A 15,584-nucleotide genomic window follows, 5' to 3' on the forward strand; every position below is an offset into this window, starting at 1 on the left:
GTCAGCCCTTTTTCGCAGTGATGAAGGTTTCGAGATCGGTGCGCGTCGAGGCGCCTTCCATCGGGCCGGAAATCATGACGGCGCGTGCGCCCGAAGCATTGGCGAATTCCAGCGCTTCAGCGGGCTTGGCTCCGTTCAGCCAGAAGGTGACGAAGGTCGCGCCAAAGCAGTCGCCGGCGCCGGTCGGGTCGATTTCTTCGACGGCAAAGCCCGGATGCGAGAGCGTCGTCTCACTGTCGAAGTAGCTCGCGCCCTCGGCGCCGCGCTTGACGACGATCACCTTGATGCCGGCGGCGAGCAGTTCCGATACGGCTTCCGCTTCGGTCTTCGCCTTGGTGAACAGGAAGAGTTCCTGTCCGCTCGGCAGGAAGAGGTCGGTCTTGGCGAGGACCGTCTGCAGCGCCTCGCGCATGCCCGGGCTGTCGAGGATTTCGGGGCGAAGGTTCGGGTCGAAGGAGACCGTGCCGCCGGCCGATTTGATGATCTCGATTGCCGCGATGATGCTCTCGACCACGCTTGGGGCGTAGAGCGACGAGCCCATCACATGCAGGTGGCTGCAGGTTCTGACCAACGCGCGACTTGCCTCGTCGAGCCGGATTGTGCCGCAGGCGCTGTGGCGGATGTTGAAGACGAAGGCGCGGCTGCCGTCGGGACGATAGCGCACGAAGGCGCTGCCGGTGGTGCCGAGCGGGTCGAACGTTATGCCCGAGATATCGACGCCATCTGCTTTCAACCGGTCGAGGTTGACGTGGCCGAAATCGTCGTTGCCGACGCGGGAGATCATGGCCGCTGCCTGGCCGAGCTTGCCGACCTGGTCGATGAAGATCGCCGGCGCGCCCGAGGGGTAGGGACCGATCAAAGGGGTCGCCTGGCGAAAGCCGTAGCCCTTTTCGGTGGCGATGATCTCCACGAGGATTTCGCCGATCGTCAGTATCTTGTGCATGGGTGTGTTCTCTTCGGAAAGATCAGCGTTTTGCCTGCTTGGCGCGCACGTCGAGCCAGACGGCGATCAGGATCACCAGGCCCTTGACGATGAGCTGGTAGAAGTAGGGGACCGACAGCATGTTCATGCCGTTGTTCATGACGCCGATGATGAGGGCGCCGATCAACGTGCCGACCATTGTGCCGACGCCGCCGGCAAGCGAGGTGCCGCCAAGCACGGCAGCCGCGATCGCGTCGAGCTCGTAGCTCATGCCGGCATTGGTCTGGGCGGAGAACAGGCGGGACGAGAGCAGCACGCCGCTGATCGCCGCCATCACGCCGGAGATCATGAAGATGGTGATCTTCAGCCGGTCGACCTTGATGCCGGAATAGACGGCCGCCTCGCGGTTGCCGCCCGTCAGATAGGCGCGGCGGCCGAAGCTCGTCTTGCTCAACAGGATGTGGTTGACGAGAAAGAGCACGGCGACGACCCAGATGATGATGGGCAGGCCAAGGAAGCTCTCGGTGCCAATCGCGGTCCAGGTCGAGTTCTCGATCATCGCCGGCGCGCCGTTGGTCGGCAGGCTGACCATGCCGCGGTAGATGCCCATGGTCGCGACGGTGACGATGAAGGAGGGCAAAAGCAGCTTTGCCGTCAGCACCCCGTTCAGCATGCCCATGAGGGCGCCGGCGAGAAGCGTGACGACGAGCGCCGGCGCAAAGCCGAGGCCGAAGGCGAAACATTGCGCGCCGACCATGCCGGCGACCGCAATGATCGAGCCGACCGAAAGGTCGATCTCGCCGAGCAGGATCACCCAGGTCATGCCGAAGGCGGCGATCGCCACCACGGCCACCTGCTGCAGGATGTTCATGAAGTTGACGACCGACATGAAGCGCGGGTTGAGGAAGGAGAAGATGACGCAGAGCATCACCAGCGACAAAAGGATGCCGCCATATTGTTTCAGGGCACGCAGGAAGGCGGCCTGGACTTCGGATTGCTGTGTCATGATTGGAATCCCGTTGCGTGCGCCATGATCGTTTCGGGGTTGAGGTCGGCGCCGGAAAGCGTTGCGCCCATGACGCCTTCGTGCATGACGACGACGCGGTCGCTCATTCCCAGAACCTCCGGCAGCTCGGAGGAGATCAGCAGGATCGCCGTTCCCTCGGCCGCCAGCTGGCGGATGATCTTGTAGATTTCGAACTTGGCGCCGACGTCGACGCCGCGGGTTGGCTCGTCGAGGATCAGCACCTTGGGTCGGGTCAGCAGCCACTTGGCAAGCACGATCTTCTGCTGGTTACCGCCGCTCAAGGAACCCGAGGGCGTATCGAGCGAATGGGTCTTGATCGCCAGCCGGCCGACTTCCTGGGTTGCAGCCGTGCGTTCGGCGCGGCTGCGGGTGAAGCCGAGCGGGCCGGTGAAATCCGAGAGGGCGGCCATCGAGATGTTCCAGCCGACGCTGTGGCTGAGCACGAGGCCCTCTTCCTTGCGGTTTTCGGTGACGAAGCCGATGCCGCGGGCGATCGCCTCTGCCGGCGAGCGGAAGCGGACCGGTTGATCCTCGAAGCGCACGGTGCCGGTCGCAGTCTTCATGCCGAACAGCGCGTTCATCACCTCCGAGCGGCCGGAACCGACCAGCCCGAAGAATCCGAGGATTTCGCCGGGCCGGATGTCGAAGGAGATGTCCTCGAATTCGCCGTCGCGGGTGAGGCCATCGACGGCCAGAACCGGGGTAGCATCCGCCTTCTGCTCGTGCGCGGGCGGCGGATAGATTTCGTCCATGCGGCGGCCGACCATCAGCGCGATCAGCGCCTCGATGGTGACGTCGTCGCGATCATGGGTGGAGACATATTCACCGTCGCGGATGACGGTGATGTCGTCGCTGAGCCGCATGATCTCTTCCATGCGGTGCGAGATGTAGATGACGGCGACGCCGCGGCTCTTCAGCCGCCCGATGATCTCGAACAGGATCTCGGCTTCGCTGTCGCTGAGCGATGACGTCGGCTCGTCGAGGATGACGACCTTGGCCTCGTGGCTGAGGCCCTTGGCGATCTCGACCAGCTGACGCTGGGCGATCGAGAGATTGCCGACCTTCTCGCTGACGTCGATCGGCAGGCCGAGATCGGCAACGATCGCGCGGGCCCTTGCGACCAGCTCCTTGTCGTTGATGAAGCCGAAGCGGCGCGGCTCGCGGGTGGCGAGAATGTTCTCGGCCACCGTCAGGTTGCTGCAGAGGCTGAGTTCCTGGAAGACGATGGCAAGCCCGAGGGCGGCGGCATCCTGCGGGTTGCGCGGCTGGTAGGGGCGCCCGTCGAGTGCGATCTCTCCCGAGGTCGCCGCGTGCACGCCGGCAAGGATTTTCATCAACGTCGATTTGCCGGCGCCGTTTTCGCCGAGCAGTGTGTGTACCCGGCCGCGCCGGACCTTGAGGCGCATGCCCTTCAGTGCCGCGACCTGGCCGAAGGATTTGGTGACGTTGTCGATTTCGAGAATGGTATCGCTGGTCGAACCAAACATGGCGGCCTCCTTCAGGTCAGCCGAGAGCAGCGTCTCCGGCCAGAGGACGGAAACGGACCCTGATGGGTGCCGCCGCCCCTGAGGTGAGGCGGCGGCTGTCCTGGGAGGACTTATTTCGCGGTGTAGACGCCCGGAACGATCGGCTGTTCGGCCGGGACGGTCTCGCCGGCGGCAACCTTGACGGCGGTGTCGACGGCCTGCTTGCCCATCTGGTCCGGGAACTGCTGGATGACGCCGACCATGACCGGGTTGGTGTCGACGGCGTCGCGGGCTTCCTTCATGCCGTCAAAGCCGATGACCTTGACCTGGGATTCCAGACCAGCAGCCTTGACTGCGACGGCGGCAGCGAGCGCCGCATCGTCGCCGAAGCCGAAGATGCCGGTGATATCGGGATTGGCCTGCAGCATGTTCTGGGCAGCGGCCAGCGCCTCGGCGCGGGTAATGCCGGTCTGGATCGCGACGATCTCCATGTCGGGATGCTTGGCGATCGCTTCCTTGAAGCCGTTGACGCGGTTCACCACCGACTGGACCGTCGGGTAGTCGATGACGGCGACCTTGCCCTTGTTGTCAAGGACTTTGGCCATCAGCTCGCCGGCCTTGACGCCGCCGGTGAAGTTGTCGGTGCCGATGTGCGAGGTCACGGTCGCGCCGTTGGCCGGAACGTCGACGGTGATCACCTTGATGCCGGCCTTTTCGGCCTTCTCGATCGCGGCGCGTACGCCCTGGCTGTCGACCGGCGAGATGACGATGACGTCGACGCCCTTGACGATGAAGTCCTCGACGTCGGCGAGCTGCTTGTTCAGATCCTGGTTGGCGATCGAGACCTCGAGCTTGACGTTCTTGGCTTCAGCCTCGGCTTTCATCGCGTCGGCGAGCTCGATGTAGAACGGATGCTGCTGGGTCAGCAGCGATGCGCCGATGCCATCGGCGAAGGCGGTGGAGGCGAGGAGCGACAGCGCCGTGCCGGCGACGAGCGACTTCAGAATGCGGGACATGTTCATGGTTTCCTCCCTGGAAACGGCGCGGGCCTTCTTGTGTCTCAGCCAAGCTGGCGAGGCCCTCCCATCGCCGTCTTGGTGAGGCCGTAAAAACCACAAAAGTTTTCGCGCGTCAACTTTTAAAAAGACACGAACAAAATATTTGAAATGTAGCGTGGAAATTTTTTGGTTGCAGTGGTCGCCTCTAGTCCTTTTGCGGGTGGCTTGTCTTTCCACCGGGCTGCGCCAGATTGCGTGATAGACGACAAGGGAGACGAGTCATGGCTGAGGCTGATAAGACGGCGCTGGTCCGGATTCTCGGGCGGGTGCAAGGCGTTAGCTTCAGGGTCTGGACGCGCGACGAGGCGCGCAAGCTCGGTCTCGTGGGATGGGTTCGAAACGAAGCGGATGGCTCGGTGGCTACATTGATCAGCGGCCCGGAGGCGGCGGTCACCCTCATGCTAGAGCGCCTGCATGACGGCCCGCCGGGTGCGTGGGTTTCGAAGGTCGTTGCCGAATTTGTCGACCCGCCCGAGCACATCGGTGATTTTCGCATCACCAGATAGGTCGGGATTGGTTTCTGGCCCCGGGTGGCCTCAGCCCGCCGAAACCGCTGCCGGCCGGCCATAGGCGCGCAGGAACGTCTTCACAGCCCTGCGGGCGCTGATCTCCAGGTCTTCTTCGCTCGGCGTTTCACCGAAGAGCCCGCCCATCTGCAGGTCCGCCTTGATCAGCGCGATGAACTGGCGCGCTGCGAGGTCGAAGTCGTCGATGTCGAGCGGTGCCACGTGGGCAAGGCGCGCAAACAGCGCCGCCAGCGCCCGGTCGGTCTTGCCCGGTCCCTGCTCCCGCCAGAACTGGAACAGATGCGGATAGCGATTGCCCTCGGTCGAGATCAGCTTCTGGATGAACTTGGCGTCCTGGTTGCAATTGCAGTTCTTGTTGAGGCGCACGGCAAATTCGACCAGGTCTTCCTCGAGGTTGTCGGCGTTTTCGGGAAAGGTTGCGAGGATGGAGAAAAGCACGCCGTTCACGCGATCCATGATGTCCTGGATCACCGCCATGAACAGCGTCTCTTTCTCGCGGTAGTGATTGTAAATGGTCTGGCGCGAGACCCCGGCCACGACCGCGATCTCGTCGATGCTGGCGCCGGAAAAGCCTTCCCGACAGAAAACATCGGCCGCGGCCTCCAGGATCGAGAGGCGTTTCGCGAATTGCCCTTTCTGGGGGCGAGCGTCAGCCGAGGCCAAATCAAATTTCTTCATGGATCGAAGATAGGCCCCATTGACGATTTAGACAATACTGTCTAATTTTACAGTTGTGTCCAAATTAATGGACGAAATAGTCAGCGCAGGATGCGGTTCCCCAACGCTCAATCCTGGCACGACGATGTCTTTGAGTTTCAATCCGGGCGGCAGCGGTTCGGCTGGCGCGATTTCTGAAAGTTCATTGCCATGACAACGTCCTTCCTTCGCACGGCGATCGTGCTCGGCCTGATCTCGGCGATCGGCCCCTTTGCAATCGACATGTACCTGCCGGCCCTGCCGTCGATCGGCAAGGATCTGGCGGCCGAAAACGGCGTGGTGCAGCTTAGCCTGCTGGCCTTCTTCATCTCCTTTGCCATCTCGCAGCTGATCTACGGTCCGCTCTCCGATATCTGGGGCCGCAAGGCGCCGCTCTACCTCGGCATCGGCCTCTTCACCGTCGCCAGCATCGGCTGCGCGCTTTCGACCGACATTGAAACCCTGATCGCCTTCCGCTTCCTGCAAGGCATCGGTGGTGCCGCCGGCATGGTCATCCCGCGCGCCGTGGTGCGCGATATGCACACCGGCGTTCAGGCGGCGCGGCTGATGTCGATGCTGATGCTGGTCTTCAGCATTTCGCCGATTCTGGCGCCGCTCGCCGGCAGCGCCGTCATCGGCTTCTACGGTTGGCGCGGTGTGTTCTATGCAGTGACCATTGCCGCCTTCATCGGCCTGATCCTGCTGTCAACGCAACTGCAGGAAACCCGGCCGAAGAAGGATCGCGCCGACAGCAGCATCGCAAGCGCGCTTGCCGCCTATCGCCTGCTTCTGTCCGACCGCAATTTCCTGACGCTCACCTTCATCGGCGGGCTTGGGATCTCCGGGTTCCTCGTCTATCTCGCCAACTCACCTTTCGTGCTGATCGACCACTATGGGCTGACGCCGACGCAATATAGCCTGGCGTTCTCGATGAACGCCGTGTCGTTCTTCGCGGTGTCGCAGGCGACCGGCTGGCTCGGCGAACGTTTTGGCCTGGTGCGCGTCATGCATCTTGCCGTCGGCGCCTTCGCGCTCACCATGGTCACGATGTTCATCGTCATGAGCCTCGGCTTCAACCAACTGCCTGTCATGGCCGCCTTCCTGTTTGTCGGCTATGGCGTGCTCGGCCTGGTCATCCCGACCTCGGCGGTGCTGGCGCTCGAAGACCACGGCGAGATTGCCGGTACGGCGTCGGCACTGATGGGTACGCTGCACTTCGTCACCTCCGCCGTCGCCATGGTGGTTGCGACCATCTTCTTCGACGGCACGGCCCTGCCGATGGCCGGCGCGATTGCCGCTTGCGCCCTTGCCGCCTTCCTGCTGACCCAGGCCACGATCGGCCGCAGCCGGGTGGTCGCTGCGGAATAGGGGCTGCTATTACCGAACCAAAAGGCCGGCGAGGGTGTTCCTCGCCGGCCTTTTGTTTTCAGGTGTGACCGGATGCGCTGTCTTTAAAAGTCCCAGTCCTCGTCCTCGGTCGCGACCGCCTTGCCAATGACGTAGGAGGAGCCGGAGCCGGAGAAGAAGTCGTGGTTCTCGTCGGCGTTCGGCGAAAGGGCGGAGAGGATGGCCGGATTGACCTTGCACGCCTCCGCCGGGAACAGCGCCTCGTAGCCGAGGTTCATCAGCGCCTTATTGGCGTTGTAGTGCAGGAACTTCTTCACGTCTTCGGTGAGCCCGACGCCGTCATAGAGTGCCTCGGTGTACTTTGCCTCGTTGTCGTAGAGCTCGAGCAAGAGGTCGAAGGCGAAATCCTTGATCTCCTGGCGGCGCTCCTCGCTCAGACGCTCCAAAGCGCGCTGGAACTTGTAGCCGATGTAATAGCCATGCACGGCTTCGTCGCGGATGATCAGGCGGATCATGTCGGCAGTGTTGGTGAGCTTGGCGCGGCTCGACCAGTACATCGGCAGATAGAAGCCGGAATAGAACAGGAAGCTTTCGAGGAAGACGCTCGCGACCTTCTTCTTCAAGGGATCGCCGGAGGCATACTCTGCCATGATCAGCGCCGACTTCTTCTGCAGGAACTCGTTTTCCTCCGACCAGCGATAGGCGTCGTCCACATCGGGTGTCAGGCAGAGCGTCGAGAAGATCGAGGAATAGGAGCGCGCGTGCACCGCCTCCATGAAGGAGATGTTGGAAAGCACCGCCTCCTCGTGCGGGGTGGCCGCATCCTCCATCAGCCTGACGGCGCCGACGCCGTTCTGGATGGTGTCGAGCAAGGTAAGCCCGGTGAAGACGCGGATCGTCAGCGTCTGCTCCTCGGGTTTAAGCGTCGCCCAGGACGGGATGTCGTTGGAGAGCGGCACTTTTTCCGGCAGCCAGAAATTGCCGGTCAGGCGGTTCCAGACCTCCAGGTCCTTGTCGTCCTCGATCCGGTTCCAGTTGATGGCGCGGATGCGGCTTGCGGGTTTGGTGTGCATGTTCATCGGTTGGGCCTTTTTTGGGTCAGCCCTTCATCCGCCCGCTGGCACCCTCCCCGCGCGCGGGGAGAGGGTGAGGGGCAGCTTGGGCAGTTGCTGGAATGCAAGGTTACAGTGCGCAGGAAACGCAGCCCTGGACCTGCGTGCCCTCGAGCGCCATCTGGCGAAGACGGATGTAGTAGATGGTCTTGATGCCCTTCTTCCAGGCGTGGATCTGGGCGCGGTTGATGTCGCGGGTCGTCGCCGTGTCGCGGAAGAACAAGGTTAGCGAAAGGCCCTGGTCGACGTGCTGGGTGGCCGCCGCGTAGGTGTCGATGATCTTCTCCGGGCCGATCTCGTAGGCGTCCTGGTAGTATTCGAGATTGTCGTTGGTCATGAAGGCGGCCGGGTAATAGACGCGGCCGATCTTGCCTTCCTTGCGGATCTCGATCTTCGAGACGATCGGATGGATCGAGGACGTCGAATGGTTGATGTAGGAGATCGAGCCGGTCGGCGGCACGGCCTGGAGGTTCTGGTTGTAGAGCCCGCCTTCGATCACTGCCCGTTTCAGCTCCAGCCAGTCTTCCTGTGTCGGGATGGCGATGCCGGCCGTCTCGAACAGCTCTTTCACCTTGTCGGTCGCCGGCAACCATTCCGCCTCGGTATATTTGTCGAAGTATTCGCCAGAGGCGTATTTCGAGTTCTCGAAGCCGCCGAAGCTGACGCCCTTTTCCACCGCAAGGCGGTTGGAGGCGCGGATGGCGTGATAGGTCACCGTGTAGAAATAGATGTTGGTGAAATCGATGCCTTCCTCGGAGCCGTAATAGATGCGCTCGCGGGCGAGATAGCCGTGCAGGTTCATCTGACCGAGGCCGATCGCGTGGCTGTCGTCGTTGCCCTTCTCGATCGAAGGCACGGACGAGATGTGGCTCATTTCGGAGACGGCGGTCAGCGCCCGGATCGAGGTCTCGATCGTCTGGCCGAAATCCGGGCTGTCCATGGCAGCCGCAATGTTCAGTGAGCCGAGATTGCAGGAGATATCCTTGCCCTTGTGCTTGTAGGAGAGGTCGTCGTTGAACGCGCTCGCCTCGCTCACCTGCAGGATCTCCGAGCAGAGGTTGCTCATGGTGATGCGGCCGGCAATCGGGTTTGCCCGGTTCACCGTGTCTTCGAACATGATGTACGGATAGCCGCTCTCGAACTGGATCTCGGCGATGATCTGGAAGAAGTCGCGCGCCTTGATCTTGCGCTTGCGGATGCGGGCGTCCTCCACCATCTCGCGATATTTCTCCGTCACCGAGATTTCGGTGAGCGGCACGCCATAGACCTGCTCCACATCATACGGCGAGAACAGGTACATGTCCTCGTTGTTGCGGGCGAGCTCGAAGGTGATGTCGGGAATGACGACGCCGAGCGACAGCGTCTTGATGCGTATCTTCTCGTCGGCGTTCTCACGCTTGGTGTCGAGGAAGCGCATGATGTCAGGGTGGTGGGCATGGAGATAGACCGCGCCCGCGCCCTGGCGCGCACCGAGCTGGTTGGCATAGGAGAACGAGTCTTCCAGCAACTTCATGACCGGGATGACCCCGGAGGATTGGTTCTCGATCTGCTTGATCGGCGCGCCCATTTCGCGGATGTTGGTGAGCGACAGCGCCACGCCGCCGCCGCGTTTGGAAAGCTGCAGCGCCGAATTGATGGCGCGGCCGATGCTCTCCATGTTGTCCTCGATCCTCAGCAGAAAGCAGGAGACGAGCTCGCCACGGCTTTTCTTGCCGGCATTGAGGAAGGTCGGCGTCGCCGGCTGGAAGCGGCCGGAAATGATCTCGTCGACGAGATCGCGGGCAAGCGCCTCGTTGCCGCGCGCCAAGGCCATCGCCACCATGCAGACGCGGTCTTCGTAGCGTTCCAGGTAGCGCTTTCCGTCGAAGGTTTTGAGCGTATAGGACGTGTAATATTTGAAGGCGCCGAGGAAGGTCGGGAAACGGAACTTCTTCGAATAGGCGTGGTCGTAGAGATCGCGCACGAAGTTGAACGAATACTGGTCCAGCACGTCCTGCTCGTAGTAGCCCTCGGTCACCAGATAATCGAGCTTTTCCCGCAGGTTATGGAAGAAGACCGTGTTCTGGTTGACGTGCTGGAGGAAGTATTGCTTCGCCGCCTGCCGGTCCTTGTCGAGCTGGATCTTCCCCTCCTCGTCGTAGAGGTTCAGCATCGCATTCAGCGCGTGGTAATCCAGCGCCGCTTCCGTCGCCTTCAGGGGGCGTTCGAGTGTTGTGACGTCCAAAATCGTTCCATCCCGTTTTTGACATTGGCGACGTCCTCGTCGGTTCCGAGCAGCTCGAACCGGTAGAGGTAGGGCACCCGGCACTTGTCCGAGATCACGTCGCCGGCGATCCCGTAGGTCGCGCCGAAATTGCTGTTGCCCGCTGCGATCACGCCGCGGATGTGAGAGCGGTTGCCCGCGTCGTTCAGGAAGCGGATCACCTGTTTCGGCACGGCACCTCGGCCATCGTCGCCGCAATAGGTTGGTACGACGAGCACATAGGGCTCCGAAACCGTAAGTGCATCCTTACTTTCTTTGAGCGGTATGCGGGCCGCGCGAAGGCCGAGTTTCTCGACGAAGCGATGGGTGTTTTCCGAGCGGCTGGAAAAATAGACGATCAGCCCCATCGCTTCTCTCCCTCAGGAAAGCGCGCTGATCATGTCCGGGCGGAACCCCGCCCAATGCCGCTCGCCGGCGACGACCACGGGAACCTGCCGATAGCCGAGACCCTGCACGAGCGCGAAACCATCGGAATCCTCGGAGATATCGACGATGCGATAATCGATGCCCTGGCGGTCAAGCGCGCGGGTGGTGGCGGTGCATTGGACGCAGGCGGGTTTGCTGTAGACGGTGATCGACATGGGTTCCTCGTGAGGGTCTGGCAAATGGGCGCAAAAAATCGGCGGCTCGCGCGAACGCGAACCGTGGGCTTGACGATAGGGTACGAAACATCGCTCCCCGATCGCCTCGACCGGAGTGGATGTCGGCAAGCTGGCCCAAAATCGACTAGGCAGCCGGGCCGGCTCGTTCTGGTCGGGCGCTCTGGAATTTCCGCGGGTGCGGGCTCTCAGGACGCGGCCTTTCGATCAGGCGCGCAACAATGCGCACCCGTCCGCAGAAGGTGGATCTGAACTGGAAGAAACTGACATGACTTCACCCCGAAGCTTTCGACAGGCTGCCGGGGAGATGTCGAGACGATCGGGCAGGCTCATCCTGCCACGCACTCAACCTCTCCGGACACCCCGCCCGTGGACGTTTGTTGCTCGAGGCAGGTCTCCTGGCTTACGGGTCAAAGATTCCATCCCGACCTTCCCGAGGCCTCATGCCTCAGTGGTCCAATTCCGGACAGTCGCTCGCCGTCTACAGTTGCGGGGGCAGCTACGGCATAGCCTGAGCGGAAACCCGCCGGCGCACCGTATTCCCGTCTTAGCTCCCAATCCTTGCGAATCGGAAGAACCTCGAACACTAGATATAGTAGTTCATCGCAAATCTGCGTCAATAGGTTCTATATGCTGGAGGCGGGGGTGCAGCGGTCTTTTCTTTTTCGGTGTGGATAACGGGGAGTAAATAGCGGCCCGCGATCAATCCTGTGGACCGAGGGCGCCATGCGCGGCGCCCCCGGCTTGCTCAGGCGGCGAAGGCCGCAACCGGGCGGTTGCGGCTGTCGACGGCCACCATCACGAAAGTCCCGGTGACGGTCAGCACGCGCACGCCGCTGAGCAGTTCTTCCGACCAGAGCTCGACCTCTATCGTTGTGGAACTGCGTCCGGTCCGGGTGACCCGCGCCAGCGTGTCGATGATCGTACCGGCGGCGACACGCCGCTTGAAATCGCTACTGCAGGAGGCGAGCACCATCAATTTTCCGGTCAGCCGGGTCGCGACGACGAAGGCCGCCTTCGTCATCTGGGCGAGTGCATCGCCGCCGAAGAGCGCGCCGGCGCTGTTGGTCTGGCCCGGAAAAACGATGTCGGTCATGCCGACGAAATCGGCGGCGGGCGCAGCCGGCGCGGGCTCGGCGAGCGGCGGAAGGTGCCAGTCGGCACCTTTGTCCTGCGGCATCCCAACCATGGTGAACTGTCCGCGTGAGCAAAGATCGCGGCCGCCGGTCGCAAGGTCTTCGGCCACCATCTCGACGTCGACGACCATCGAGAGCCGCCCGACGCGCACCGGGCGGCCAGAGAAACTGACGATCTGGCCGATGCGGGCGGGTGCGCGAAAGTCGATCCGGTCGCAGGAGGCGGTGACGAAGGGAACGCGGCCGTGGCGGGTGGCGACGATGAAGGCGATCCGGTCCATCAGCGCCAATGCGGCACCCCCAAAGAGGGTGCCGTGATGATTGGTGTCGCCGGGAAAGACGATATCGACGAGGGTCTGTGGCACCGGGGTTTCCCCCGACGCCGCTTCCGTGTGGTCCGTCATGCGCGAAGCGCCTTGCGGGGATCATCCGCGAAGGCCAGGCGCAGGGCGCGCGCCGCCGCCACCATGTTGACAAGCGCTGGCCGGGTTTCCTCCCAGCGCCTGGTCTTCAGCCCGCAATCCGGGTTGACCCAGATCTGCGCCGGCGTCAGCCCTTCGGTCGCGCGCTCGATGAGATGCACCATTTCATCCACCGCCGGTACGCGGGGCGAATGGATATCGTAGACGCCCGGGCCGATCTCGTTCGGATAGGCCCTTCCGGTGAACGCGCCGAGCAGTTCCATCTTCGATCGCGACGTCTCGATCGAAATCACGTCGGCATCCATTGCCGCGATCGCCGGCATGATGTCGTTGAACTCCGAGTAGCACATATGGGTGTGGATCTGGGTGGCGTCGCCGACGCCGGCGGCGCTGAGGCGGAAGCACTCCACCGCCCAGTCGAGATAGGCCTTGCGGTCGGCGGCCTTGAGCGGCAGGCCCTCGCGCAGCGCCGGCTCGTCGATCTGGATGATGGCGATGCCCGATGCCTCGAGGTCCCTGACTTCGTCGCTAAGCGCCAGCGCGATCTGCCGGCACACCACCGACCGCGGCAGGTCGTCGCGCACGAAGGACCATTGCAGCATGGTGACCGGACCCGTTAGCATGCCCTTGACCGGTCGATCGGTCAGTGACTGTGCAAAGGCCGCCCATTCGACCGTCATCGGGTTTGGCCGAGAAACGTCGCCGAAGATGATCGGCGGGCGCACGTAGCGCGAACCGTAGCTCTGTACCCAGCCACTTCGGGTAAAGGCGTAGCCCGAGAGCTGCTCGCCGAAATACTGCACCATGTCATTGCGCTCGAACTCGCCATGTACCAGCACGTCGATGCCGATCTCCTCCTGCCAGCGCACCGCCTGCTCGGTCTCCCGGCGCAGATAGGCGGTGTAGTCGACATAGCTGAGTTCGCCCTTGGCATGCAGGGAACGGGCCTGCCGTACTTCCGGCGTCTGCGGGAAGGAGCCGATCGTCGTCGTCGGGAAAAGCGGCAACGGCAGCGCGTCCGCCTGGAGCGCGCGACGGGCCGGGAAGGGAGGCCGGCGCTCGCTGTCGGCTGCCGTCAGCGCCTTCAGTCGCCCGGCAACGAGTGGATCATGGATCCTGAGCGACGTCAGACGCGCCTTGGCAGCTTCGCTCGATGCCGCAAAGGCCCTTTCCGGATGGGCAAGCCCCGGCTCGAAGGCGCGGGCAAGAAGGCTCAACTCGTCGAGCTTCTGCACGGCGAAAGCGAGCCACGAGGCAAGCTCCGGGTCGAGCGCCTGTTCCAGATCGAGGTCGACGGGCACATGCAGGAGCGAGCACGAGGGCGCAAGCTCGATCCGGTCCCGGCCATGGGCGGAGATGAGCGGCTGCAGGCGGCGCAACAGGCCGGCAAGATCCGTCCTCCAGACGTTGCGGCCGTCGATGATGCCGAGCGACAGCACTCGGTCAGCCGGAGCGGACTGGAGGAGGACCTCGATCTGCTGCGGCGCGCGCACGAGATCGACATGCAGGCCCGCGATCGGCAGCGCCAGGGCGCTCACCATATTGTCGCCGATCGCGCCGAAATAGGTCGCAAGCATGATCCGGAGCCCGGGAACCTTCGCCCGGAACGTATGATAGGCAAGGTCCAGGGCCTGCCTTTCCCGGTTGGTGAGATCGAGCACCAGACTAGGCTCGTCGATCTGAACCCAGTCGGCGCCGGCATTGGCAAGTTCGGTTAGCAGCTCGACGTAAACGGGAAGCAAGCGTTCGATCAGATCCAGGGGATCGAAATCTCCGCCCTTCGCCTTGCCGAGCTTGAGGAAGGTCACCGGGCCAAGCAGGACCGGGCGGGTTCGATAGCCGAGGGCTTCGGCCTCGAGAAAGGCTTCGAGCGGCCGGTTATGCGTCAGCGCAAAGCGTTGATCCGCTTCGAATTCGGGCACCATGTAGTGGTAGTTGGTATCGAACCACTTGGTCATCTCGAGTGCGGCGTTGCCGCCGTCACCCGCATGCGTGCAACCGGAAGCGCAGGGCGAACCGGTCGAGCCGCGCGCCATGGCGAAATAGGTATCGAGATCGACGGGACCGCCCTTCCAGCCATAGGCGGCCGGGACCGCACCGACGAGCACGGCAGTATCGAGCACGTGGTCGTAGAACGAGAAATCGTTCGAAGGGAGGATGTCGATGCCGCGCGCCTTTTGCGCCGCCCAGTTTTCGGCCCGAAGCCGGCGGCCGACGTCGAAAAGGTCGTCACGGCTGATCTTGCCGGACCAGTAGCGTTCAAGCGCGAATTTCAGTTCGCGGTGTCGGCCGATGCGCGGGAAGCCGAGATTGGCAGTCTTGATGGTCATTTCCTTACCCCGAAGGTTGAAGGGCAAGGCTTGAATGCGACGCATCCGCGACGCGAGAAGTGTCCCGCGTCGTCAACGCGCCCCATCGGACACCCCGCCCGTGGACGTTGTTCATCGCGGCAGGTCTCCTGGCTTGCGGGTCAACGCGGACCGTTCCGTCTTCCCGAGGCGTCTTCCTCAGTGACATCATCGAACGGCCGCTCTCCGCCTACAGTTGCGGGGGCAGCTCCGGCCTGGGCGCTTGTCAGCGCCGCACCGAATTCCCTCTTAGCTCCGCCCCGCCGGATGGCGAGGCGCAGAACCACGATGCCTGGACAATGCCCTGCAATCGCTCGGCCGTCAATCGCATAAAGAAATGCTTATGTCTTTATTCTCTCCGGCCTGGGCGCGGGGCGAAACGCGGCCAATGCGCGGTCCTTCGCTGCAAACTGCTTTCGCGGCGGGTTGCACCGGCACGGGCTTGGGCTCCTCCGGCCAGTGCCACGGATCCGCGGTGTCGCCGACGTGCGCACGGATATGTTCCTGGTCCCGCGTCAGGCCGATATCCCGGAGCTGGAACTCGTTGAACGTGTCTATGTCGACCGGAGCACTGAGGGTCCTGTCGGCCCAATTCAGGGCATGGTAAATCATTGATCGCACTGCGCTAAGCATTGCTATCCTCACTTCTCTACAAGGCGTG

The 15,584-nt window shown here is 62.8% G+C and carries 14 protein-coding genes and 2 riboswitches; of the genes, 2 read left to right on the forward strand and 12 right to left on the reverse strand.

What is annotated here, in order from left to right:
- Position 1: 1 nt before the first annotated feature.
- From IB267_RS25350 to IB267_RS25365, 4 genes are all read right to left on the reverse strand, one after another.
- On the reverse strand, positions 2-943 hold the full coding sequence (locus IB267_RS25350; RefSeq protein WP_192450177.1) for a sugar kinase: 942 nt from the start codon (positions 941-943) through the stop codon (positions 2-4).
- A 22-nt stretch (positions 944-965) separates the two neighbouring features.
- Positions 966-1,928: an ABC transporter permease gene (locus IB267_RS25355; RefSeq protein WP_043622580.1), complete on the reverse strand. Its 963-nt coding sequence runs from the start codon at positions 1,926-1,928 to the stop codon at positions 966-968.
- On the reverse strand, positions 1,925-3,436 hold the full coding sequence (locus IB267_RS25360; RefSeq protein WP_192450179.1) for a sugar ABC transporter ATP-binding protein: 1,512 nt from the start codon (positions 3,434-3,436) through the stop codon (positions 1,925-1,927). Before IB267_RS25360 ends, IB267_RS25355 begins: the two co-directional genes overlap by 4 nt.
- A gap of 110 nt (positions 3,437-3,546) precedes the next feature.
- Positions 3,547-4,437 (reverse strand): substrate-binding domain-containing protein, encoded by an 891-nt coding sequence (locus tag IB267_RS25365; protein ID WP_192450180.1) that lies wholly within the window; start codon positions 4,435-4,437, stop codon positions 3,547-3,549.
- A gap of 257 nt (positions 4,438-4,694) precedes the next feature.
- Here IB267_RS25365 and IB267_RS25370 point away from each other — a divergent pair, with 257 nt between their 5' ends.
- Entirely contained in the window at positions 4,695-4,979 is a 285-nt protein-coding gene (locus tag IB267_RS25370) for an acylphosphatase (RefSeq protein ID WP_192450182.1), read from the forward strand.
- Positions 4,980-5,009: 30 nt separating this feature from the next.
- Here IB267_RS25370 and IB267_RS25375 read toward each other — a convergent pair whose 3' ends face one another.
- Complete coding sequence (locus IB267_RS25375) at positions 5,010-5,678, reverse strand: TetR/AcrR family transcriptional regulator (RefSeq protein WP_192450183.1); 669 nt, start codon at positions 5,676-5,678, stop codon at positions 5,010-5,012.
- A gap of 189 nt (positions 5,679-5,867) precedes the next feature.
- Here IB267_RS25375 and IB267_RS25380 point away from each other — a divergent pair, with 189 nt between their 5' ends.
- Entirely contained in the window at positions 5,868-7,064 is a 1,197-nt protein-coding gene (locus IB267_RS25380; protein WP_192450185.1) for a multidrug effflux MFS transporter, read from the forward strand.
- A gap of 83 nt (positions 7,065-7,147) precedes the next feature.
- On the opposite strand, the gene nrdF is transcribed toward IB267_RS25380, so the two are convergent.
- The 7 genes from nrdF to IB267_RS25415 all read right to left on the reverse strand — a co-directional run bounded on the left by nrdF (position 7,148) and on the right by IB267_RS25415 (position 15,535).
- Entirely contained in the window at positions 7,148-8,122 is a 975-nt protein-coding gene (gene nrdF, locus IB267_RS25385) for a class 1b ribonucleoside-diphosphate reductase subunit beta (protein WP_192450187.1), read from the reverse strand.
- 103 nt (positions 8,123-8,225) lie between these two features.
- The gene (gene nrdE / locus IB267_RS25390) at positions 8,226-10,379 is read right to left on the reverse strand and encodes a class 1b ribonucleoside-diphosphate reductase subunit alpha (RefSeq protein WP_192450191.1); all 2,154 of its coding nucleotides are present in this window, start codon (positions 10,377-10,379) and stop codon (positions 8,226-8,228) included.
- Positions 10,349-10,765, reverse strand: a complete 417-nt coding sequence (nrdI, locus tag IB267_RS25395) for a class Ib ribonucleoside-diphosphate reductase assembly flavoprotein NrdI (protein ID WP_192450194.1) — start codon at positions 10,763-10,765, stop codon at positions 10,349-10,351. Before nrdI ends, nrdE begins: the two co-directional genes overlap by 31 nt.
- A gap of 12 nt (positions 10,766-10,777) precedes the next feature.
- On the reverse strand, positions 10,778-10,999 hold the full coding sequence (gene nrdH, locus IB267_RS25400) for a glutaredoxin-like protein NrdH (RefSeq protein ID WP_192450207.1): 222 nt from the start codon (positions 10,997-10,999) through the stop codon (positions 10,778-10,780).
- 388 nt (positions 11,000-11,387) lie between these two features.
- Positions 11,388-11,614: riboswitch (cobalamin riboswitch) on the reverse strand.
- A gap of 151 nt (positions 11,615-11,765) precedes the next feature.
- A complete protein-coding gene (locus IB267_RS25405) occupies positions 11,766-12,557 on the reverse strand; it encodes an acyl-CoA thioesterase (RefSeq protein WP_192450211.1) in 792 nt (263 codons plus the stop codon).
- On the reverse strand, positions 12,554-14,905 hold the full coding sequence (gene metE / locus IB267_RS25410) for a 5-methyltetrahydropteroyltriglutamate--homocysteine S-methyltransferase (RefSeq protein WP_192450214.1): 2,352 nt from the start codon (positions 14,903-14,905) through the stop codon (positions 12,554-12,556). The genes IB267_RS25405 and metE overlap by 4 nt, the downstream gene beginning before the upstream one ends.
- A 100-nt stretch (positions 14,906-15,005) precedes the next feature.
- A riboswitch (cobalamin riboswitch) is annotated at positions 15,006-15,226 on the reverse strand.
- An 18-nt stretch (positions 15,227-15,244) separates the two neighbouring features.
- Entirely contained in the window at positions 15,245-15,535 is a 291-nt protein-coding gene (locus IB267_RS25415; RefSeq protein ID WP_192450216.1) for a hypothetical protein, read from the reverse strand.
- Positions 15,536-15,584: the final 49 nt, after the last annotated feature.

The organism is Ensifer sp. ENS09 (assembly GCF_014852425.1).
Classification (GTDB): domain Bacteria; phylum Pseudomonadota; class Alphaproteobacteria; order Rhizobiales; family Rhizobiaceae; genus Ensifer.